General features: G+C 37.0%; 17 protein-coding genes and 3 pseudogenes. 13 read left to right on the top strand and 7 right to left on the bottom strand.

What is annotated here, in order from left to right; genetic code table 11:
- Positions 1-160: 160 nt before the first annotated feature.
- Positions 161-1,597 carry a MocR-like pyridoxine biosynthesis transcription factor PdxR gene (pdxR, locus tag ACFFIX_RS05090; RefSeq protein ID WP_378931239.1) on the top strand — a complete coding sequence of 479 codons (1,437 nt, stop codon included), beginning with the start codon at positions 161-163 and terminating at the stop codon, positions 1,595-1,597.
- Positions 1,598-1,747: 150 nt separating this feature from the next.
- On the opposite strand, the gene ACFFIX_RS05095 is transcribed toward pdxR, so the two are convergent.
- Positions 1,748-2,467: a 3-ketoacyl-ACP reductase gene (locus tag ACFFIX_RS05095; RefSeq protein ID WP_378931241.1), complete on the bottom strand. Its 720-nt coding sequence runs from the start codon at positions 2,465-2,467 to the stop codon at positions 1,748-1,750.
- Between the two features lie 114 nt (positions 2,468-2,581).
- Between ACFFIX_RS05095 and ACFFIX_RS05100 the strand changes: the two are divergent.
- Positions 2,582-2,718: pseudogene (locus tag ACFFIX_RS05100) on the top strand (phosphogluconate dehydrogenase (NAD(+)-dependent, decarboxylating)); the annotation flags it as partial.
- 50 nt (positions 2,719-2,768) lie between these two features.
- A pseudogene (locus ACFFIX_RS05105) lies at positions 2,769-2,873 on the top strand (sulfite exporter TauE/SafE family protein); the annotation flags it as partial.
- 120 nt (positions 2,874-2,993) lie between these two features.
- On the opposite strand, the pseudogene ACFFIX_RS05110 reads toward ACFFIX_RS05105, so the two are convergent.
- A pseudogene (locus ACFFIX_RS05110) lies at positions 2,994-3,541 on the bottom strand (recombinase family protein).
- A gap of 193 nt (positions 3,542-3,734) precedes the next feature.
- Positions 3,735-4,808 (bottom strand): hypothetical protein, encoded by a 1,074-nt coding sequence (locus ACFFIX_RS05115; RefSeq protein WP_378931243.1) that lies wholly within the window; start codon positions 4,806-4,808, stop codon positions 3,735-3,737.
- Positions 4,809-5,081: 273 nt separating this feature from the next.
- On the opposite strand from ACFFIX_RS05115, the gene ACFFIX_RS05120 reads away from it, so the two are divergent.
- Positions 5,082-5,453 (top strand): hypothetical protein, encoded by a 372-nt coding sequence (locus ACFFIX_RS05120; RefSeq protein WP_378931245.1) that lies wholly within the window; start codon positions 5,082-5,084, stop codon positions 5,451-5,453.
- 334 nt (positions 5,454-5,787) lie between these two features.
- Here ACFFIX_RS05120 and ACFFIX_RS05125 read toward each other — a convergent pair whose 3' ends face one another.
- Complete coding sequence (locus tag ACFFIX_RS05125; protein ID WP_307476153.1) at positions 5,788-6,303, bottom strand: DinB family protein; 516 nt, start codon at positions 6,301-6,303, stop codon at positions 5,788-5,790.
- A 465-nt stretch (positions 6,304-6,768) separates the two neighbouring features.
- Here ACFFIX_RS05125 and ACFFIX_RS05130 point away from each other — a divergent pair, with 465 nt between their 5' ends.
- Positions 6,769-7,227, top strand: coding sequence for a TetR/AcrR family transcriptional regulator (locus ACFFIX_RS05130; protein ID WP_378931248.1), 459 nt, complete (start codon positions 6,769-6,771; stop codon positions 7,225-7,227).
- A 319-nt stretch (positions 7,228-7,546) separates the two neighbouring features.
- Here the strand turns inward: ACFFIX_RS05130 and ACFFIX_RS05135 are convergent, their stop codons facing one another.
- A complete protein-coding gene (locus ACFFIX_RS05135) occupies positions 7,547-7,759 on the bottom strand; it encodes a hypothetical protein (RefSeq protein WP_378931250.1) in 213 nt (70 codons plus the stop codon).
- A gap of 217 nt (positions 7,760-7,976) precedes the next feature.
- On the opposite strand from ACFFIX_RS05135, the gene ACFFIX_RS05140 reads away from it, so the two are divergent.
- Both ACFFIX_RS05140 and ACFFIX_RS05145 read left to right on the top strand, forming a co-directional pair.
- Entirely contained in the window at positions 7,977-8,612 is a 636-nt protein-coding gene (locus tag ACFFIX_RS05140; protein WP_378931252.1) for an FMN-dependent NADH-azoreductase, read from the top strand.
- A 300-nt stretch (positions 8,613-8,912) separates the two neighbouring features.
- Positions 8,913-9,050: a hypothetical protein gene (locus ACFFIX_RS05145; protein WP_378931254.1), complete on the top strand. Its 138-nt coding sequence runs from the start codon at positions 8,913-8,915 to the stop codon at positions 9,048-9,050.
- A 93-nt stretch (positions 9,051-9,143) separates the two neighbouring features.
- Here the strand turns inward: ACFFIX_RS05145 and ACFFIX_RS05150 are convergent, their stop codons facing one another.
- The gene (locus ACFFIX_RS05150) at positions 9,144-9,842 is read right to left on the bottom strand and encodes an SDR family NAD(P)-dependent oxidoreductase (RefSeq protein ID WP_378931256.1); all 699 of its coding nucleotides are present in this window, start codon (positions 9,840-9,842) and stop codon (positions 9,144-9,146) included.
- 316 nt (positions 9,843-10,158) lie between these two features.
- On the opposite strand from ACFFIX_RS05150, the gene ACFFIX_RS05155 reads away from it, so the two are divergent.
- A complete protein-coding gene (locus tag ACFFIX_RS05155) occupies positions 10,159-11,037 on the top strand; it encodes a nuclease-related domain-containing protein (RefSeq protein ID WP_378931258.1) in 879 nt (292 codons plus the stop codon).
- Between the two features lie 145 nt (positions 11,038-11,182).
- Here the strand turns inward: ACFFIX_RS05155 and ACFFIX_RS05160 are convergent, their stop codons facing one another.
- On the bottom strand, positions 11,183-13,588 hold the full coding sequence (locus tag ACFFIX_RS05160; protein ID WP_378931260.1) for a M14 family zinc carboxypeptidase: 2,406 nt from the start codon (positions 13,586-13,588) through the stop codon (positions 11,183-11,185).
- A 299-nt stretch (positions 13,589-13,887) separates the two neighbouring features.
- On the opposite strand from ACFFIX_RS05160, the gene ACFFIX_RS05165 reads away from it, so the two are divergent.
- The 5 genes from ACFFIX_RS05165 to ACFFIX_RS05185 all read left to right on the top strand — a co-directional run bounded on the left by ACFFIX_RS05165 (position 13,888) and on the right by ACFFIX_RS05185 (position 21,350).
- Positions 13,888-15,363, top strand: a complete 1,476-nt coding sequence (locus ACFFIX_RS05165; RefSeq protein WP_378931263.1) for a UDP-N-acetylmuramoyl-L-alanyl-D-glutamate--2,6-diaminopimelate ligase — start codon at positions 13,888-13,890, stop codon at positions 15,361-15,363.
- A 50-nt stretch (positions 15,364-15,413) separates the two neighbouring features.
- Positions 15,414-15,941 (top strand): YfiT family bacillithiol transferase, encoded by a 528-nt coding sequence (locus tag ACFFIX_RS05170; RefSeq protein ID WP_378931265.1) that lies wholly within the window; start codon positions 15,414-15,416, stop codon positions 15,939-15,941.
- A 239-nt stretch (positions 15,942-16,180) separates the two neighbouring features.
- The gene (locus tag ACFFIX_RS05175) at positions 16,181-19,216 is read left to right on the top strand and encodes an efflux RND transporter permease subunit (protein ID WP_378931267.1); all 3,036 of its coding nucleotides are present in this window, start codon (positions 16,181-16,183) and stop codon (positions 19,214-19,216) included.
- A gap of 517 nt (positions 19,217-19,733) precedes the next feature.
- Positions 19,734-20,237: an ABC transporter substrate-binding protein gene (locus ACFFIX_RS05180; RefSeq protein WP_378931269.1), complete on the top strand. Its 504-nt coding sequence runs from the start codon at positions 19,734-19,736 to the stop codon at positions 20,235-20,237.
- Complete coding sequence (locus ACFFIX_RS05185) at positions 20,238-21,350, top strand: ABC transporter substrate-binding protein (protein ID WP_378931272.1); 1,113 nt, start codon at positions 20,238-20,240, stop codon at positions 21,348-21,350.
- Positions 21,351-21,422: the final 72 nt, after the last annotated feature.

Below are 21,422 nucleotides of genomic sequence, written 5' to 3' on the forward strand. Positions count from 1 at the left end.
TTTCACCATCCACTTTGAGCAAAGTTTAACTAACAAAATTATCGTACTAAACGAGGTAAAATGCAGATTCAATCACTATCACTATTTTATACTAAAAGAGGAATGAATAGGTAAGGATCTATTATAAACTCATTTGTGTAATTTATAAGGAAGGATATTCATGAACTGGAAACCAAACCGTGAAGATAAGAAACCGATTTATAAACAAATTGCAGACTACATTGAACAAGGAATCTCTTCTGGGGAATTTGTTCCAGATAGTATACTTCCTTCTGAACGTAAATTAGCAGATATACTTGAAGTGAATCGTAGTACGGTAGTGGCAGCTTATGAGGTGTTGCAATCTCTTGGGTTAGTTGAAAGAGTGAAAGGGAGCGGTACCCGTGTGAGTTCTGATATTTGGGGACTATCTCATAAGCGAATTCCGAACTGGGGAAGATACATAGAATATGGGTCCTTTCTACCTAACTTGCCTCTCGTACAACGGATTAGGATGGAAACACAAGATAATCATCTCATTAATTTGGCAAGTGGTGAATTGTCACCAGAGTTATTTCCAATCGAACAATTTCAAACAATTCTTTCTAACGAACCATTTATTGGACATCTTGGCTATGATCATCCTCAAGGAAACGAGATGTTAAGAAAAACGATATGCAATCATGTAGAAGAATATAAAAACATAAAAACAACACCTTCTTCTATTTTGATTACTTCTGGGGCCCAACAAGCTCTCCACCTAATTGTTCAATGCTTGCTTAAACCTGGAGATGCTGTGGCGATGGAAAATCCTTCCTATTCTTATTCGCTTCCGATTTTTCAGTCTGCTGGGTTAAGAACTTTTCGCTTGTCTATTGACCAAAACGGTATTAATCCAGATGACCTTTTAGCCTTACATAGAAAACACAGGATTCGTATGGTATTCCTTAATCCTGATTTTCAAAATCCAACAGGTGTTGTTCTCCATTTACTGCGTCGTAAAAGAATTCTAGATTTGTCATCTGAGTTAGGGATACCAGTTATAGAAGATGATCCATACAGCTTAACTTCCTTCGACGGGAAAGTTAACTCAACATTAAAATCAATGGACAATAATGGAAACGTACTATATATTAGTTCACTTTCGAAAATTGTAGCATCGGGATTAAGAATAGGTTGGATTATAGGTCCAACAAAGGTTATTGAGCGTCTGGCTGATGCAAAACAACAGGTTGATTTTGGACACAGTATTTTCCCTCAATGGATAGCCAATCAATTTTTGCAATCTAATCACTTTGAATCACATATTGTGATGATACGAGAGCAACTAAAACATCGAAGAAATCAACTAATAGCTAGCCTAAATGATATATTGGGAGACCAAATCAAATTTAACTCACCAGGGGGAGGCATCCATTTGTGGTGTAAAGTAAATAGTGGGATAAATGAATATCAATTATTAGAGGAGGCATTGAAAGTAGGAGTAGCCTTTGTGCCTGGAAGAATCTTTGGTTCAGAAAAGGGCTTTGTGAGGTTCACGTTCGGCCGGGGAGAAAATGATCTCATTCATGAAGGGGTTGTAAGGTTTGCTTCCGCTTTAAGAAATATTCAAAGTTAAAATCATAGCCGAATAAGTTTATCGACCGTAACATCTTGAAGTTTGTCTGGCTGTCTTCATAAAACTTACTTGATGTTACTAGAAAATAAATTTATTTACAGCTGTATAATTACAAAAAAAATAGACCCAATCAGGTCTATTTTTTGGGCATTATCGAGGATTAGTTGACCACAATCCTGCTGTTTTAACGAAAACTCTGGAATTAAGTTTTAATTGTGCGACCATGAATTCAGCTAAGTCTTCGGGTTGCATGACGTTTTCCGGATCGCCACTAATTAGATTTGTGTCAAATGCCAAGTCTGTAGCGACTGTACTTGGTGTTAACGCAGTTACCCGAATGTTATGCTTTCTTACCTCAAGCATAAGAGATTCAGTTAATCCAAGAACAGCGAATTTGGAAGCGCTGTAAGCACTTGTTAAAGGAGAACCTTTTTGGCCAGCAGATGAAGAGATATTGATAATATCACCCATTTTTCTTTCAATCATCTCTGGTAAGACAGCTCTTGTAACGTTATAAACACCCATTAAGTTTACTAGGATGATATCTTCCCACTCTTCTGGAGTTAACTCAAGGAATCCACCAAATTTAGCAATTCCAGCATTGTTTATTAAGATATCGATAGCACCTAGTTCTGATTTAATGTGTTCAACTGCATGAAGAACTGAATCATTGTCCTTTACATCTACAACCGCTACAGAAACATCAACATCATATTCTTTTAATTCTTCTGCTACTTTTTCAAGGTTGGCGAACGTTAAACCAATTAAACCTATATTGACTCCTTCTTTTGCTAAGGCAATGGCAGTAGCACGTCCAATCCCTCTACCGGCTCCTGTGATTAAAGCTGTTTTTCCATTAATTGAAGGCATTTCTATCACTCCTTTAATTTAGATAATGTACAATCTGATTTTATAATATATGAATCTGACCAGTAAGACCGCAAATATGCTCATACATTTTTCATTTACTCATGGAGGTTATCAATTGTTGAAACCATCTTCCGTGATACTTCTGTAGAAAACGGACACCTATATGCTGAAAAAGCGGGTAGGGGTCACTTCTTAAAATGGTTCACAATGGAATTGAATACGGAGTGATGGTAGTAATTGGTGAAGAATTCGGTGGTTCAATTAAGTAGAGACGGATCACAGTACAAGAAGCTCTGAACTATTAAGAGCTATTGCTGGTAAAAAGGTAAAAACAAAAGTGTTAGAAGTTATTTTGGCTTTGTTAATACTTGCAACCGCAGTGAAAATTTGGATCGATATTCTCTAGGTTAGGTTGTCATTTTTGGAGATATTTTGCGCTTATTTTATGTGTTATTTTGCACATCCAACTTTAAAACCCAGCTACCTTTCATGAGAAGATTAGCTGGGTTTCTTCATTACTTCCGATTTACTGTTTTTCTAAATAGCGATAAATCGTCGTGCGAGATACGCCCCACTTTTCCGCAACATCTTTAATCGGTGTACCACTTTCAATTAAAGATTTCATCATTTCAATATCTTTTGGTCCATACTTCTCCGGGCGCCCACCTAGTCGCCCACGCGCTATTGCAGCTGCTCGCCCTGCAACCGAGCGTTCATCGATCAGGTTACGTTCAAATTCAGCAAACGCTGCGAATAAGTGAAACATCAATTGCCCCGTTGCATTGCTTTTATCCATTGTTAGGTTTTCTTGCAGACTATGAAAGCCAACACCTCGTTCATTTAAGCTGTTCACAATTTGAATCAAATCTTGCATGTTACGTCCTAGTCGGTCCAATCGCCAAACGACAATTGTATCGCCTTCACGTGCATACTGAAGTGCTTCCTCTAAACCGGGACGTTGTTTTTTTGTCCCACTCATCTTATCGTGAAAAATTTTCGTACACCATGTTGCGTTAACGCATTTGTTTGCAAATCTAAATTTTGCAATCCTGTCGACACACGTGCACGCCCCATTCAAATCAAATAGAAGCGTGTTCAGAAAAGGACGAGTTTTAGAACAACTAATAACGTTTATGAAATTTTCAAAAGGTTGTTTTTTGATAAAGAGTGCTTATTTTATTTTGTTCAACAATCGGGCCATATAATTGAACAAAACCCTTGGCAAGTTTGTTCAAGAAGGATTAAATCCTAGGGTTTGTAATTAAAGTTATTTTTTATATTTCAAGAATGGTCCCTCAAAAGGCCAGTTTCGTGAGTGTTTCTTCTTAGTTTTCAGTTGTACAAGATCCTCTGGCACTTCTGCAATAATTGAATGGAGATCCTGATAATCCTTTTTTATGTTTTCAATATAAAAAAGACCACTATCAGTTTGTTTGGCTTCTTTAGTAAATTCTGGCCATAAATCAATATAAGGCTTTCCTATAACAGCAGCATTCCCCAATTTTTTTGGAAAGCCTCTCCACCACGTATCACCTATAGAAAACTTTGCCTTTCTCATTTCACCATAAAACGGTTGTAATTGGTCTGAAGCTTTTAACCAAAATCGCTTTAATTCCGTAGGCCATCCAGGCTGGTTCATCACTTCCTCCAAAAACTCCATAGTTATATATGAAGCCCTAAAACCTTCACGTGTGGCACCTATTTTAGGTGGGATTTGAATCGTAATATAAGTAAATGGTTTGCTGGGATACCAAACAATGACTTCATGTATATGCTCGGATAAAAACTGAATAAAATGTTCTTTTCCTTTTTCGGCCAATTTAAATTGTGGCGGCTCATAAATTCCATATCTTCTAGGTAATGCTTCAGGCAATGTTGATTCAATAAATTCTAAAAATGCTTTAAAGTCATCTTTTATAAAAGTGTGGTCTTTCATGAACCACCATGTCATTTGGAGACAATCCGGATCGTCTTTTACTTTGATGGTTTCTAGCCTTTTCACGCCAGTTGGGGAAGAAATTGTTCCTCGTTCATCAAAAATAATTCCATGTGATGATTGAGCAAGGATTTTAGAAATTTTCTTAAGTATCTGAAATGCTCGTTTTGGTGCACCTAATGGTTCTAAAATAATTTCTGTAAAATACTTAATGCCTGGAAGTTGGCCAACTACTTCTTCTGGTATATCTTCTTCCATTACTTCTAGAGAGTTACCAATCATAATCTGAAAATTTGGACCTTCAAAGATGATTCCCTCATTCTGCCGTTTAATATTTTCTTGGTTAAAGATTTCATTTTCAAAAGAAGTTTTATTTACAGACCATATGCTAATGTCGTAACTCATTTTTTCATTCCTTACTTAAAGTAATGATTAGATTTAATTCTAATGAACTAATCACCATGATTAATTACTATAACCATTTTAAATATGATTCACTTATTATATCAAAACCTGATAACTTCTATTCAGTAAGCATTTATTACATTACTTCTTTAAATTTCTGTAGAGGTAAATGATTGGAAGGAAACCCCTATATTCAAAATTAATCAAAAGGATTATAATTTTATAAACAAATTGGGATTGACCTTGATTTAATGATTAAAGTGAATCAGAGGAATGAGGAAATGGATTATGTTTATTAATACATTATGGACAATTTATTTAGGGATACTTGGTGCTGTTGCTATTGGATATCTAATTAAAGGAAAATATAAGACTTTTCCAGCAAGACTAGATTTTGTAATCTCGATTATTACCTGGATTGGACTTTTTGGTTACGTAACAAATATCCAAATAATGAATACTTCTTTATGGAAGATCGTGTTTTTTGGGGCGTTATTTTGGGACTTAATCTACAGCTTCTTCCTAGCTGACTACGGGGAGGAGTTCGAGGAGGTTTCACCTCCAATCAAATACATCATTATTGCTGTAGTATTTATACTTTTACTCGGTCCATTGTATTTTGGTCTCTATAAGTACGCATTCTAATTATCTTGAAATCGAGTCTTCTGTTAAAGGGCGCAATTCTGAAGTAACGAATTGCGCTCTATCTTTATTTAAAGGGCCAGATTGTTGAAGAAGAAGTCCAAAACAGATGTATGTGACAATCTTAGGTAGCAGGTGAAAATACAATCAATAATTTGATAAATGGAGCAAACAATCCTAATGCCCAAGAAGAAGAAGAGAGAACGACGTGAAATGATTTAAAAAAACAAAAAAACTCAAGAGTCTGTCTTTGAAAAAAATTGATCAAAGTAGACTCTCAAAATATTTTGCGATAGGCAATTTTTATATAAAAGGTTTCACTGTTTTCTGTTTCCTTTTAATTGTCGAATAGCCCTCTTCCTCTCAGGTTTGCGGAAACAGGCTCCTTTCCTATTTCACGTGCCCATATAGATAACTGGCCAATATGGTGGATTTCGTGGACAATGACATGACGTATGATCTCTCCGTGTGTACATTCAATGACTCGGCGCCTGATTGGTTCGTCTCTAGAGCTAATCGGTTCATCATTGAAATCAGTTTCTGAAAGTGTCCGAGAATCCATTTCATTTGTCCAAGATGTCACAAATGGCTCCACTTTCTCATGGTATTGACTTGAAAGATTTTTCACTTTTTGTAAGCTAGCATAATCCTCAAACGATGGTTCCTCAGGTACTGGTTCACCTCGCAAACCTAAGATCCACATATATTCCACATCTACAATGTGAAACAGGTTATGTAGGATACTGCCGAACCCACCGACCCGTTTCTTTAATAGTTCTTCCTCCGGTATGTCTTCGCACCATGTAAACCAATCATCACGAACTTGCCAGTTGTATTGAAATAGTTTCAACATCGCAACAACCTCCAAATGTTTAGTATTTTAACTCTTCGACAGAAGGTCACGCAGCCCTTTATTTTTTAGCTATATTTAAAAGGGAATTCTGATGACTATATTTATACAACTACCAAATGGTTTTAACATCAAGATTCTTGATATTCAGCAAACGGGCGCGATTGCTGAACAATGAGCAGTCACTTTTTTACTAAACCGATCAGGATAGTTCTATAATTGGATGTGAATAATTAAAAAACCCAGCTAATCTTCTCTTGTGAAGGTAGCTGGGTTTTTAAAGTTGGATGTGCAAAATAACACTTAAAATAAGTGCGAATTATCGAACAAAATGACAGTTAGGTGCAGAATACGTATGCACAGAACGAAATATTCAGTTAATTGAAAATTTTCACTTGACTAGGATGTAATACCTATAAAATAATACTTGTGAGTAATATAATTTAGCATAATAAGAGGTAAAGAATTATGGGTCAAAGAGGAAGAAAAAAGGGAGCGAATGGGGAGCGAAGTAGGTCATTATTACTTGCGATAGCTGCAGATGAGTTTGCACATAAGGGATTTTCTGATACAAAAATAAGCACAATCGTTAAAAGGGCCAATTTAAGCCAACCCACCTTTTATCTTTATTTTGAAAGTAAAGAATCAGTATTTCAGGAATTAATTCAGTTGTTTCGTTCAAAACTATTTGATCTTACCAAAAGTAGTCGTCTTGAACCGGGAATTGATTTAACCTCGGTGCCGGAAAGGATATCACAAGTATTAGCGGCAATTTTTCATTTTTTTAAGGAAAATCCCAACTTAACAAGGATTGGACTTTTTGTTGGTGAAGAAGCAGAGGATATTAAAAAACAGCTTTCTAAACAAATAATGGATAACTTAATTTCAGAGCAAGAAAATGGGTATTTTCATTTAGTTTTGACATGAGCACAGTTGCGGAAAGCTTAGTAGGAATTATAGAGCGGCTTACGCTAACTAAATTATTTCAAGGAATAAAAACACCAGAAAATTTAGCCAGACGAAATTGTGCATCTATTTTTATATGGAATGCTTGTTAAATAAAGATCGTTCATTTTTTGACCCCAAGATTAAGCAGATATTAAAACTAAATTAGTATATTGGTAAATTAGAATAGAACTAAAAATATCGCTGGTGGGGTTGATCAATGACATGAATTCAGTTGAAAATACACGTGTGGATAGTTTAGACGAAGATAGGCGGATTTCGATAAGGGCTGAAGGCAGCTCTATAACAATTCTAAATAAAACATAAGGTAAATCCAAAAAACAAATCCTGTTAAGCGAAAAATACCAGTACAACGATTTACGACTTTTTTCGAAAAACTACTTTGATCAAAAATGATTATTGGGAACAAACTAAAAAGTAGCGCAACTAATAGTAGACTAGTTACAGCTATTGCAGGTCCATAAAAAAGACTATTTTCAATATTAGTATACATAATGATCCCTCCACTATATATATCGGAGGGATTTCTTTAATTTAAATAAGTAACAAGCAAAAGTTTTGACACACTTTTTTTCCTATACTATAATAAATCTTGAAGTCGAGATAATATAACTAAAGACAATTGGAGTTATTGTAAATTGAGTATTAATTTACAAATAATGAACAAAATAAACTGACTTTAGTTGGAAAATTAGAAAGGGGCAAGAATAATGGCACAAGTTTTATACATTACTGCACACCCACATGATGATGCAGTATCCTATAGTATGGCTGTAGGAAAAGCGTTTATTGATACTTATAAACTGGAAAACCCGAATGATGAGGTTGTCCACATTGATCTTTATAAGGAAAATATCCCTCAAATCGATGTTGATGTTTTCAGTGGATGGGGGAAACTTCAATCTGGTACAGGCTTTGAAGAGCTTTCTGCAGAAGAAAAAGGAAAAGTAGGTCGTCTTTCAGAGTTGTGTGAGCAATTTATTGCAGCAGATAAATATGTTTTTGTTACACCATTATGGAATTTCTCATTCCCACCAGTTATGAAAGCATATCTTGACTCCGTCTCCGTTTCAGGGAAAACATTTAAATACACTGCAGAAGGTCCAGTTGGACTTTTAACTGACAAAAAAGCTTTGCATATCCAAGCTCGCGGTGGTATTTATTCAGAAGGTCCGGCAGCTGATATGGAAATGGGTCACCGCTACTTAAATATTATGATGCAATTCTATGGTGTTCCTTCATTTGAAGGTCTATTTGTAGAAGGTCACGCGGCAATGCCTGATAAAGCACAGGAAATAAAAGAAAATGCAATTGCGCGTGCAAAGGATTTGGCGCATACATTTTAATTGAAGTTACCGGGAAAGGGGCTAACATTTTTGTGTTGGCTCTTTTTTTATTTTCAGAAAGAAGTATTTGATTCAAAGATAAGTATCCGATTTTAACGTGAAAATTCCTAAATAAAGTTAGATCCTCTCGGAAGGTCATGATTGTAGTAACAAAATAGTTATAAGGTTAACAAAAGCCCATATTATCAATAATGGGGCTTTTGTTCTACAATTTTGAAAAAATAATGGAAAAAATTCAATAAAATAGGTTGAAATAAACTGAAGAACTTTGTAAATACTACATAAAAGGAGGTGCGAAAAGTGGAGCAAAATCCAATTCATTATGATGGAAGTGTACAGATTACGAATGATTCGACTAGTGAATCAAAAGCCCCATTTCAGATTACTGAAGAAGTGAGAAAAAACATTAGTGGTAATCCTTATATTAATGAGTATTAGTAATGAGTAGGGTTTGTCAAATAGACAAGTCCTTTTTTTATTGGGCAGAACTTCTGCCTTTCTATATAAGAGGTAGCGCTTGAAATTGTTGTTCTATCGATTGGAAAATTGGAAGTCCTCTAATTGCATCACTCTTTTTTTATTTTTTGCCTTTGACTGAGCGATTTCAACCAAATAAGGTGCTACATTGGCGGGATCATCTCCAATTGTTGCTAAATTCGTGCTCATAACCCCCGGGTTGAACAAAGCTACTTGAATACCATTTTTATGCTCCTCATCTTGAACAGAAAATGTTAAGGCCTCAACAGCAGCTTTACTTGCAGCATAAGCACCAAATCCTGCAGCTCCTTCTCTAACAAGTCCAGAGGTAATGTTAATGATCTTTCCTGATCTTTGAGCCCTCATAATCGGTATACATTCTCTCATCATTAAAAAAACACTTGTCGCGTTATTATTAAATTGGTAGTCCCAACTATCTAGGGGACTGTCAAGAATCCGATATTGTTGAAAAACGGCAGCATTATTTATTAATATATCAATCCCTTTAAACTTGGCAAGAGTTGCCTGGACTAGCACTTTAACATCGGCTTCAGAAGAAACATCTGCACGAATAGGCAAAACCTCAACAGCATACTTATCTTTAATCAAGTTTTCTACTTCTTCTAATTTGGAATAATTACGCCCGCAAATTACAATATTTGTCCCATCCTTTGCAAAGGCAAGAGCCGTTTCCTTCCCTAAACCACTACCAGCACCAGTAATAATAGCGACTTTTCTTTGTAAATTGCCCATTTACACGCTCCTTAATTTAACGAACTACTTTATTCATATGGTGATTACTAATGTATTGTATTAAGATGTTAATGTCAATATATTCTGAAAATTATATATTTGAGTGATCAGCTTCTTGGGACTTTGGCTCGATTATTTTGATTTTCGATAGAATAATTGTCTTTTCCGCTTAATTAATTGGATTTTGGACAGATTATGACACATTTTGGCTAAATAAAGAGCCTTCGCTGCGAATTTCCTGACTTTTCTCCTGACAATGAAGGAAATCACTTCTAAAGACCGAAGTACTATACAAAATGACATAGGATGTGGTGTTGTGAGTTTAAAGACTCAAAAGGTTCCAATATATATTCGGAAATTAGAATCACTGTTGCGACGGCTTCCGAAAATTCATCGAAAGCGTGGAGAAAGTCACGGAAGAAGTCTAGCGGGATTCAACGGTGAAAAATCACTAGACTACCACTTAAGTTTTCTTGACGATAAAAAATACACGATCAATAATAACTTGAGGTTGAAGGGTAATAAGGAATATTTCTATCAGCTAGACTTATTGATTATTTCTCCATACTATTTTCTTATCATTGAAGTAAAGAATATTTCAGGAACTGTATTTTTTAACGCAAACACCAACCAGTTTGTACGAATATCAAGTGATAAAGAAACAGGTATGCTCAACCCAATCACTCAAGTTGAAAGACAAAAACGCCAATTATCAAAACACCTAAAAGAACACAGACTGACACACTTGCCAATTGAAACAATCGTTGTTATAAGTAATCAGTATACAGTAATTAAAACATCATCCAATCACATAAATATTTCAAATAGCGTCATTCACAGTGACGATATACTTAACCATTTAGGAAAACTTGGTAAAAGATATTCAGAAGAAAAAATCACATCAAAAGAAATTCGGAAAACCTCACGTATACTAACAAAGCTAAATACTCCATATAACCCTGACATTCTTCAAAAATTTCAGATCTCAGAATCAGAGCTTCTGAAAGGTGATCAATGTCCCAGGTGTCAATATATACCAATGAACAGAAAAACATCTAAGTGGACCTGCTCAGCATGCTCTTTTACGTCGAAAGATGCACATCACGATGCTATAAAAGATTACAGCCTCTTAGTTAGTTCAACAATTACGAATCAAGAGCTTCGCAATTTCTTCTCTTGCCCTCAACTTCAGTAGCTTCTAAAATCTTAATTTCCATGAACATGCCATACTCAGGGGAAACAAAAGGAAGAAGGTATTATCTCGGTATTGAGAACGAGTAGTGTTCTAGTTTATAAAAAAACGCCATCCAGCTAATTCAGCTAAATGGCAATTCACAGTTCTATTTAGAGTAAACAGCATTCGAAATTATTCTAAAAAGGAAATCCGTATGATCGCGGAATCCTGGCTCCATTCCGACGAGAAGAACGTTTTCATCCTTAACCATTACCGGCTGACCTTGCGCCTGTTGATAATCTTTCCAATGACCAGCTGCGAAGAAATCCTCAGTAGCCTCATAATTTGCAAGAACTTCTGCACTTCCAACGTTTGAATACCAAGCTGGGTAGTAGACGAACCCAAGATCATTTTGTTGATAACCGGCTGTAAAAGGACTATCTTTATAGTCCACCTTAACAATTCCGTTACTACTACTGCCGCCAGTTTTGGTGACTATACTTGTAAGTCCAAGCTGAGTGGCAGCTTGTGAACCACCTGCTCCTAATGCAACAAATTTACCACTGTTATCAACGAATTCATTAATATGTTTTTTGAACTTTTCATATTGAGCAACATTCTCTAAACCAAATTCTTTGTTTGCATTGCTATTTTGATAGGAAATTAGGCGAGATGTTCCATTATAAATGAATACATCCGTATCCCCAATGCCGTTTTCAGCAATTTCTCTAGGAGTACGTTCCTCCACAATAAATCCTAGCCGCTTTAGTGCTAAATGTGTGCCCGAGTGGGATTGAGATTTGTTCATTCCGCCATCTCTTAAAATGGTAACGACCTGTCGTCCAACTTTCTGAGCATCGTTTGGAATTATCTTTGTATCAACAGTTACATCGACTTTTGTTAAAAGATTTGAAAGCTCACTTTTCGCATCAGCTGACACATAGAAGTTACCATCATTGTCACGGTTTAATGAAAAGCCTTTATTGATGAGCTGATTAGCTAGAGAAACAGATTGGACAGAACTGTTAGGAATGAGATATGGGCCGTTCCCATTTAGTGTTCCTTTGGTTTGTATTGCAGTCACCTTTGATGTTTTTACGCTGAATGAGTCTTTAGCATTTACTTCAACTGCTTCAAATCCCCAAAGCTCCGGTAAACTCCAAGCCGAGATGTCATACATAGCCGGCGTATCTTCGGTAATGTTTTCGCCATCCCAGAGCATCGTATTGGCAAGTCCTGCCTTTGCTTGATCTAGCCAGACAATGTAGGAACCTCCTTGATACGTTTTTCCGTTATAGCTAAACTCTTTTTTCGCTTCGGTTACTTCAATATCATTATCCAGTAAGTGTTTTACAGCTTTTTGAAGAGTACTATTATCAAGATCGTTTTCTGGTAAGATGTACGCTTTTGGAAAGAAACCTTCTTGATGGAATGGGTGGTCAAAATTTACACCACGTTTAAAGATTTCAATTTGGTCTTTTACCATGTCAGTTTTATTGTTACTTGAAAACTTTAGTGCTCCCATTACAGCATCATATGTCCACTTTACTCCATCCCAGTCGTTGGTTGGTGCTTCTAGTGTGTAGCCGTATGCACCATGGTACATCGCATACATTGGAGTAAAGATTGGCGGATAATCATCCCAGCCTGCTGTATCATCTCGTAGTGGAATATAGGTACCTTCCATATTTTGATAATCAACTTTTGAAGTGCTTGTGTTTGTATTTTCGTAGTGATCTCGTTGTGAAACGATTTCACTTTCCATTGATTTTGCTTGGTCTAGGGACCATTTAGAAAATAAATCATATTCATAATTCGGATTATGTGGTGGGGTACAAGGTTCAATTAAGCCAGGCTTTGAGGGGCCACCATATCCTTTTACATATCCATGCAAATCTAAAAAGACCATCGGATTCCATTCTGTAATTAAATCTACTGTATGCTTTGTTTCTGCTTGTGATTGGGTAATGAAATCACGATTTAGATCGATTCCATTTCCATTAAAGCGGGTTGCATCAATCCGTCCATCCGGGTTCGCTACAACATTGAAAATTAAAATATGATCTTCTAAAATGGCATTTGTTTCTTGATCATTTTGGGTCGCAAATCGCTCAATAAGCTGAAGCACTGCATCTGTACCAATAAACTCTGTTCCATGAATGGAACCGTTAATCATTACAGGTACTTTTAAATCAGGGTGCTTATCAATAAAATCCTGCGCTTTTTCTGGTGATTTAAGCATCTTTTTTCGTAAGCCTTTATAGTATCCGAATTTGCCCTTTGCATCTGGATTAGAGATGGTTACGACATACATTGGTTCTCCCTTTGAAGAGGTATATGTACTTTTTTCATAGGTAACGCGTTTGCTTTCTTTTGCTACTTGTTGTAGTTTCTTTTCAATGTGTGAGTACTTTACAAAATCATAGTTTTCGCTATTAAATAAGCTACCACCCTGTTCTACATTTGTTTCGTTCACATTGACGTTTTTCCAAGAGTCGGTGGCTAGAACATTAAATGGTGTTGCTGACAATATAGCTAAGCTCGTTATACTTGCGATTAGTTGCTTTTTCATCTTATCCCCCTCACAGCTTTGTAAGGTGGATGTTTCGGCATGTTTCGTCTGAATTCCTGTTAATATCACAAAAATGGCCAGATATTACTAAGAGATATTACGCATTCGACATAATTACCATCTATTTGACTAGCTTCTAGGAGAATCTTTCGCCTTACGAAATAAAATTCATTTTAGTTCCAATATCAACCATGCTCAACTTTTATGTTTAGTCGCTATGGAAGAAAGGAAAAATAAACTCATTACGGAATATTTACGGTAAAAAAATAATGAGGTGCAAGAATAAGGAGCTATCAACAATGAAATTACGTAACTTGCTTCAAGATAACGTTCATTCCCTCGATATACAGGGTGAAATTGAGAATATTGAGGTTAAAGGGATCGCTAATAATTCCAAAGATGTTGAAGCGGGGTTTATTTTTGTTGCCATAAAGGGCTCCCTAGCAGATGGACATCAATTTATTAACGATGCGGTTTCCTCTGGAGCAGCTGTCATTGTGGGAGAAGAAACGATCGCAAACCTTTCAGTACCTTATCTAAAAGTTGACGATAGTAGAGAATGGCTAGGTCGATTAGCAAGTCACTTTTACGATCATCCTTCAGAGAGAAAGGTCATTGTTGGGATTACTGGGACGAACGGAAAAACGACAACTAGCTATTTTTTGAAACATCTTCTCCAAGAAAATGGAATATCATGTTCACTAATCGGGACGATTCAAACAATAATTAACGGAAAAGCTACACCTTCTACAAACACTACTCCAAGTTCCCTTGATTTACATAAGCTTATCTCACAGAGTCAGGATGAGGTGATTATTGTCGAGGTTTCTTCTCATGGATTAGATCAGAAACGTTTAGAGGGCATACAATTTGATCTATGTTTATTTACAAATTTAGATCATGACCATCTTGACTACCATGGGACGCTAGAAGAATATTTCCAGACAAAGTCTACGTTGTTTACAATGCTTAAACAAAATGGTTTAGCCGTAATAAATGATGATGACTATTGGGGCTCAAAGCTGATTTCAAACTTAAAACGAATGGGACAAGAAGTGCAGTCCATAGGGAAGTCATCTACTAGTACCATTCAGTTTACTGAATTAAGCATGGATGCTACACCTATTTTTCAATTCCTAGATAACAAGACACAATACAAGGTTCAATTATCCATACCAGGCCTTCATAATATTTATAACTGCTTACTAGCGTTTATTGCTGCAAAAAATCTTGGTGTTTCAGAAGAAAAGCTACTATCTTCTTTGACAACTTTTAAAGGAATAGAAGGTCGCTTTGAACGAATACAATTAATCAATGATGTGACAGTTGTCGTTGATTATGCACATACTGCCAGTGCTGTTGGTCATTGTTTAAGAACAGCAAGACAGTGTAAAGCAAAACGAATTATCCATCTTTTTGGTTATCGAGGCGATCGAGATGAAGCAAAGAGGGAGGAGATGCTAAGAATTTCTTCAGAATTAAGTGATTTTTATATTTTAACAATGGATGATTTAAATACAGAGTCTTCAGAGGAAATGATAAGAAAGCTTCAAATGCTAAAAAAGGATACTGGAAAAGACAATGGATGCTTTATACCGGATCGAACGCTAGCGATTAAAGAGGCGATTGCAATGAGTCAAAAGGGTGACTGGGTTGTGATAACAGGAAAGGGACACGAAAGTTATCAACAATCCTTTTATCTCCCAACAAATTCAGACCGAGAAACAATTGATTACTTCGATGAGAATTTAAAGGAGAAAATAAGCAATTGGTAGAAGAATATGTTTTACACAAACAGAAAATGATCGAAAAGGGGAGAGTAGAGATGGAAGATTTGAGATACCCAATCGGTAAATTCGAGGCTCCAATTGAAATAAGGCATAGTGATCGTCAAAAATGGATTGAAGTATTAGTGGAAACTCCACGGCTTTTAAAAGAAGCTACTTCTGATTTAACGAATGAACAATTGGATACAACCTATCGTCCAGGCGGATGGACAGTACGCCAAGTGGTTCACCATCTCGCAGACAGTCATATGAATTCGTTTATTCGATTCAAGCTCAGTTTAACCGAAAATGTACCTGTTATTAAACCATATAATGAAAGTGAGTGGGCTGGGCTTAATGATTCAATTGATGCTGATGTGCAGTTATCAATAAACTTGCTGTACTCTCTTCACGCAAGATGGGTAATTTTGCTGAAAGCTATGACTGATCAAGACTTTACGAAGGCTTTTTTTCACCCTGAAACACAAGTGAAAACCAATTTACATACTGCTCTTGGCATGTATGCATGGCACAGTCAACATCATCTAGCGCATATTACATCCTTACGAAAGAGACAAAATTGGTAGTAATAATCAGTTGAAAATGGAATAACCTTCCATATGATTTGTTAGTAATATCTAAATATTCATCACTTCCCTAACGTGTTGGGGAGGTTTTTTGCCGTCCGTTTAGATTTTTAATTAGTTGTTAATATCGGTCTTAAGTCTTACATACTATTCAGGCCAAAGATCATTATGGAAAATAATTCAAAGGATTAAGATGAAACAGAAGAATAAATGAATGAGACCCGAGAGGAGAAATAATGATGTCGTGGATTACAAAATGGTCGTTTAAAAACAAAGCAGCAGTTACTTTGGTATCAATGATTATATTAATAATGGGGGTCTTGAGCTATATGAGACTACCGATGGAGTTCTTGCCTTCTGCTGATCAGCCGTTCATATCGGTCGTTGCAGTTGGTCAAGGAATGGACTCCAGCGCGATGGAAGAACAAGTCACAATACCAATTGAAAAATCTGTAAGTAATGTTAATGGAAAAAAAGAAGTCTTTTCAACGACCGGAGATGGCTATTCAAAGATTGATATTCACTTTGAATCTAAAACAGATAAAAAGGAAGCAAAGCGAGAAATTGATGAAGCATTGAATTCATTGTCACTTCCTCCAAATGTGATGAAGCCAAACGTTGTTCAATTAAACACATCAATGATTCCAGTTTCTTATGTGGCAATTTCATTTGAAGAGGGTGTAACACCAGCAAACATTCAATTTGCGAATGATGAACTAGTACCTTATTTTAAAGAAATTAAAGGAGTTTCTGACATTCAGACGTTTGGAACGGTAGCGTCTTACGTATCGGTGCAAATTGATGAGGAAAAATTAACGGAAAAACAACTCTCTATACAACAAGTCATGTCTGTCTTACAAGGGCAAAACCTTGCAGCATCAGTTGGCGAGAAAACGATTGATGGAAAGTCGAGTAATATTCAAGTAGTAGGAGATGTGAATAGTCTCGAATCATTAAAGGACATCTCGGTCGTTCCAAGTGTAACATTAGACGATGTTTCCGAAATTACGGTTAAAAAACCTGAAAACAACTACACACGTGTAAATGGTCAAGATGGTTTATTGTTTGTTGTAACGAAGGATAGTCAGTCCAATGTTGTCACAATTAATGAGGAAGTAGAAAAGGCTTCAGAAGTAATTAATAAAGAATACAAGGATGTAGAGACGAATATTTTCTTGTCTTCGGCAGAAATGGTTGAATCCTCTGTTCAAAGTATGATCAAGGAAGTCTTACTAGGTGCACTTTTTGCAACAATTGTCATTATGCTCTTTTTAAGAAATATCCGCTCTACGTTTATTACGATTGTATCGATTCCACTGTCACTTGGATTTACCTTGTTTTTATTAGCGCAATCAGGTGTTACCTTAAATATTTTAACGCTTGGTGGAGTTGCAGTTGCTGTCGGTCGTTTAGTGGATGATAGCATCGTTGTGATTGAGAATATTTTTAGAAAAACAGAAACAGAAAAGCTTTCAGTCAAGCTCGTGGTCGAAGCGACGAAGGAAGTTGGAACAGCAATTACCTCTTCAACACTCACAACTGTGGCAGTATTTTTACCAATGGGATTATTAGAGGGTGGGTTACAAGAATTTTTACTACCGTTTGCCCTAACCATTACGTATTCATTACTGGCTTCATTACTGGTAGCACTTACTGTCGTGCCATTAATGAGCGCAGGACTTTTAAAGAATACAAAGTTAAAAGAGCCAAAACCTTCTCGGAAATATCAAGGATTCTTAACATGGTCCTTAAATCATAAATGGGTCGTTTTGCTTACCGCATTTCTTCTATTTGCAGGTTCGATAGCGGCTTACGTAGTACTTCCAAAAGGCAGTGTTCAAAAGCCTAAATCGGACTATGTTTATGCATCACTTAGCTATCCGAATAACACGCCAATTGAAAAAGTAAAAAAGGAATCTCTTGAACTAGAAAAATTTATGATGATGCAAGAGAATGTTGATAGCACATATTTACAGCTAGGTAATACGGAAGACTCGATGAAATATGGGGATGTTAGCTCTCCGACTGAAACAACACTCATGGTTACACTAGCAGAAGGAGCAAAAGAGGAAGATTTTATTGCTAAGGTAGAAACTCAGAAAAAGGAGTATAGCGATGCAACGCTTGAGGTTAGCGAACAATCACTCATGGGTGGTCAACAAACAGCGATTACCATTGATGTATTAGGAGATGACTTGGAGCAAATTGAAAAAGTTGCAAGTGATGTTAAAACGGAAATAGTCGGAATTAAAGGAATTGAAAAGGTTTCAACCAATCATGAGGAAAAGAAAACTGTCTATTCTTTAGTCGTTGACCCCTCTAAAGCAAATGCAGAGCAAGTTGCACAACAAACAGCCGTAATGCTTAATTCAACACCAATAGGATCGATTAAAGTGGAAGAGCAGCAAACATCAGTTGTCATTGAACCACTAATGAGTCCTGAAACAGAAAAGGAAATTAATGAGGTGCTGATTCAAACGGAAGCAGGTATTGTTCCAATCTCGAGCGTAGCAAACTTAGAAATGGAAGAAAAGGCAACAAATATATTTCATAAAGAAGGCGTCCAGTACGCTCGCGTTACGGCAATTGTCGATCCAGCCAAGTTGTCTGAAATCTCAACAAAAATAAATGCGAACGTGTTAGGTGATAAAGAAACAGAAGGAATAGACGTACCAGAGGGTGTGCAAGTCCTTGTAGGTGGAGCAAGTGTTGACCAAGAGGACGAATTCACAGATTTATTTATGACGATGCTTGCGTCAATCGGAATTGTCTTTTTGATTATGATTATTACCTTTAAAACGGTTCGCGCTCCAATTGCGATTCTGTTCTCATTACCACTAGCAGCGATCGGTGCAATTTTAGGATTGCTAATAAGTGGAATCTCAGTCGACATAACTGCATTACTTGGTGCGTTAATGTTAATCGGAATCGTTGTGACGAATGCAATTGTGTTACTCGACCGTGTTAGACAGAATGAACAAACAATGATCATCCGTGATGCGATCGTCGAGGCAGCAACAACCAGGATGCGTCCAATCCTAATGACGGCAATTGCAACGATTTGTGCGATGCTTCCATTGCTATTTAAAGAAGCAGAAACAGGAAACCTTGTATCAGCAAGCTTAGCGATTGTTGTAATCGGTGGACTAAGTGTTGCAACACTTTTAACACTAGTCGTCATTCCAGTCGTTTATGAACTGCTACACTTTAAAAAAGCAAAAAAGCAACGAGCAGAAGTGGAAAATAATACGCAGGAAATTTCAGAATCAATTTAGTAAGAAAATGCCTATCACATGAATATCATGTAGCTAGGCATTTTTTAATCGTTTAGGAAATTATAAAATTCTTGTACTGTGGATAACATTTCTGTATCCAGCTCCGACGCACAGGACGTGCTAGTGCAGTCAATGCGACAGGACGTCGCGTCTTTGACTGCCAGCGCCTAGCCCCTCTATCTCATAAGTCAATTCTAAATTGAAGGCAAAGAACGCATTCTATTTAGAATCGCCTTATGCTATGCCTAAGGCTGTTCAAGGCGCTTGCGCTTTTGTTCAAAGATAAGAAAGTATAAGTTTTTTGTACTTAGTTTTTGTGTCTAGCTCCAGGCGCCATCGGCTCGAGGTCATAAGCCAATCCGTCCAGAAGGTTAAAGAACAACCTTCCAGCCGGCTCGTCTTATGCTTGTCGCCGATAAGCGGGCGCCTTGCGCTTTTCTTATTCAGGAGAGAAATATCTTCAATGTCTACTCAGTATGCTTTTAATAGTCATAACAGAAAGGAGGTCATGTCAAATATGGTTAAACAAACGTTTGTTCAAGTTGATGAAGCCTTACTGATCAAGCCACTTGGAACCATTAATGTCGTCGATCCATCCCCATTCAACTGGTTGTATATTTTATTTAATACGATGGAAGAGGCTGTTCGAGCTGATTTTGACGGAAGAGTTATCCCGTCTTTAGCAGCAAGCTATCAGTGGGTCGACGAGACAACGTTAGAAATGAAGTTGCGTAAGGATGCACAATTCCATAATTCTGAACTGTTTTCCGCTCTTAATGTGAAACAGAATTTCGATGAACTTCAGCGCTGGTTCGCTCCTCATCCACCCGGTACATGGCTGAACTTTCCTAAGGAAACAACCCTAGAGGTTGTCGACAATTTCACAGTTCGATTTCACTTTCCTAAGAGGGATGGATTGGCTTTAGGAAAAATGCGTGGCAACCATTTTGCTAATTTACAATTTTGGCAGCAGCTCGGCTTTGGGTATGCAAAGATTGGTACGGCTGAGGGACATTGGTGAGTGCTCGATCAATCTGGCCCGTGGGGCACGGGTCCATTTATTCTTTCAAAAGGATACTCATCACTTACTAATATACCAGCACTCATTAAGACCACACCATTTCAAGCTACATGGTTAACAGTAAAGGAAGAACGTACACCATATGTCTTGCTAGAAGCAAACCAACAGTATTGGAACAAAAAACGAGGACCAAAGCTAAAATCGGTTGTGTTTCGTAATGACCTTACACTAAAAGAGGCCCTGCACCTTTGCACGACAACAGAGGGGCAAGTTGATATCGTGACCAAAGTATCACCTAAGGATTCAGGTATAGTTAAAACATCAACAATTGCAAAGCTCATGAACGTAAAAGGTAATGAAATTTTAACAGGAGTTTTTAATCAGTTTCAACAACATCTTCCATTTAATGACCGTCGCTTGCGTCTAGCGGTTAATTTGGCAGTAGATCGAATGGAGCTTATTGAACAAGGCTTTAAAAGCTATGCTCAGCAGGTTCCAGCACTTACCTTACCTTGGGCGTTTGACTTTCCGGAAGAGTTAGTCGCCAGGGAGCATAATCCAACTCGTGCACGCCAGCTTTTAAATGAGGTAGGATGGCCAGAGGGCAGAAAGCTCAAGCTAGCAGTTAAGGAGAAATACGAAGACATTTGTCGTCTCCTCGCATCTCAACTTGAAAAAAACTTGCAAGTTGGAGTGGAGGTGTTCATTATTCCTTTTGATGACGAAGTAAAGTGGGATCGAGTGAATGCTGAAAAGAAGATTGCTCCACCGTGGGATGTTCTCATAGCAAGCACAACAGCACTCTTTTTAGAAGACACCCCCGCCTATTTTCATCGTGAATTTTTTGGTTCCGATGGGAAGCTTAGAATGGGTCCAGTGCAACCAGAATTTGAAAGACTCTATCAAAAAATGATGATGCAAACAGATCGAACGAAGCGTTTAGAAGTTGCCAAAGACATCGATCGATACGTTTATAAAGAAGCTTTATCTCTTTTTCTATGCAGTCCAGAGGAATTATACGCGGTAAACCGCCATGTTGACTTTAAACCATACAAAACCACGTTTGAACTTGCGGAAACAAGTGTGAGTGATCAACATTGGTCTCGGAAATAAATAGTTAAATTAAGCTCAAAGTTCAGTCCAAAATATAAACAACTAAATATTAGGAATAAATTCAACAAAAAT

It is taken from the genome of Metabacillus herbersteinensis, assembly GCF_042433335.1.
Taxonomy (GTDB): domain Bacteria; phylum Bacillota; class Bacilli; order Bacillales; family Bacillaceae; genus Metabacillus; species Metabacillus herbersteinensis.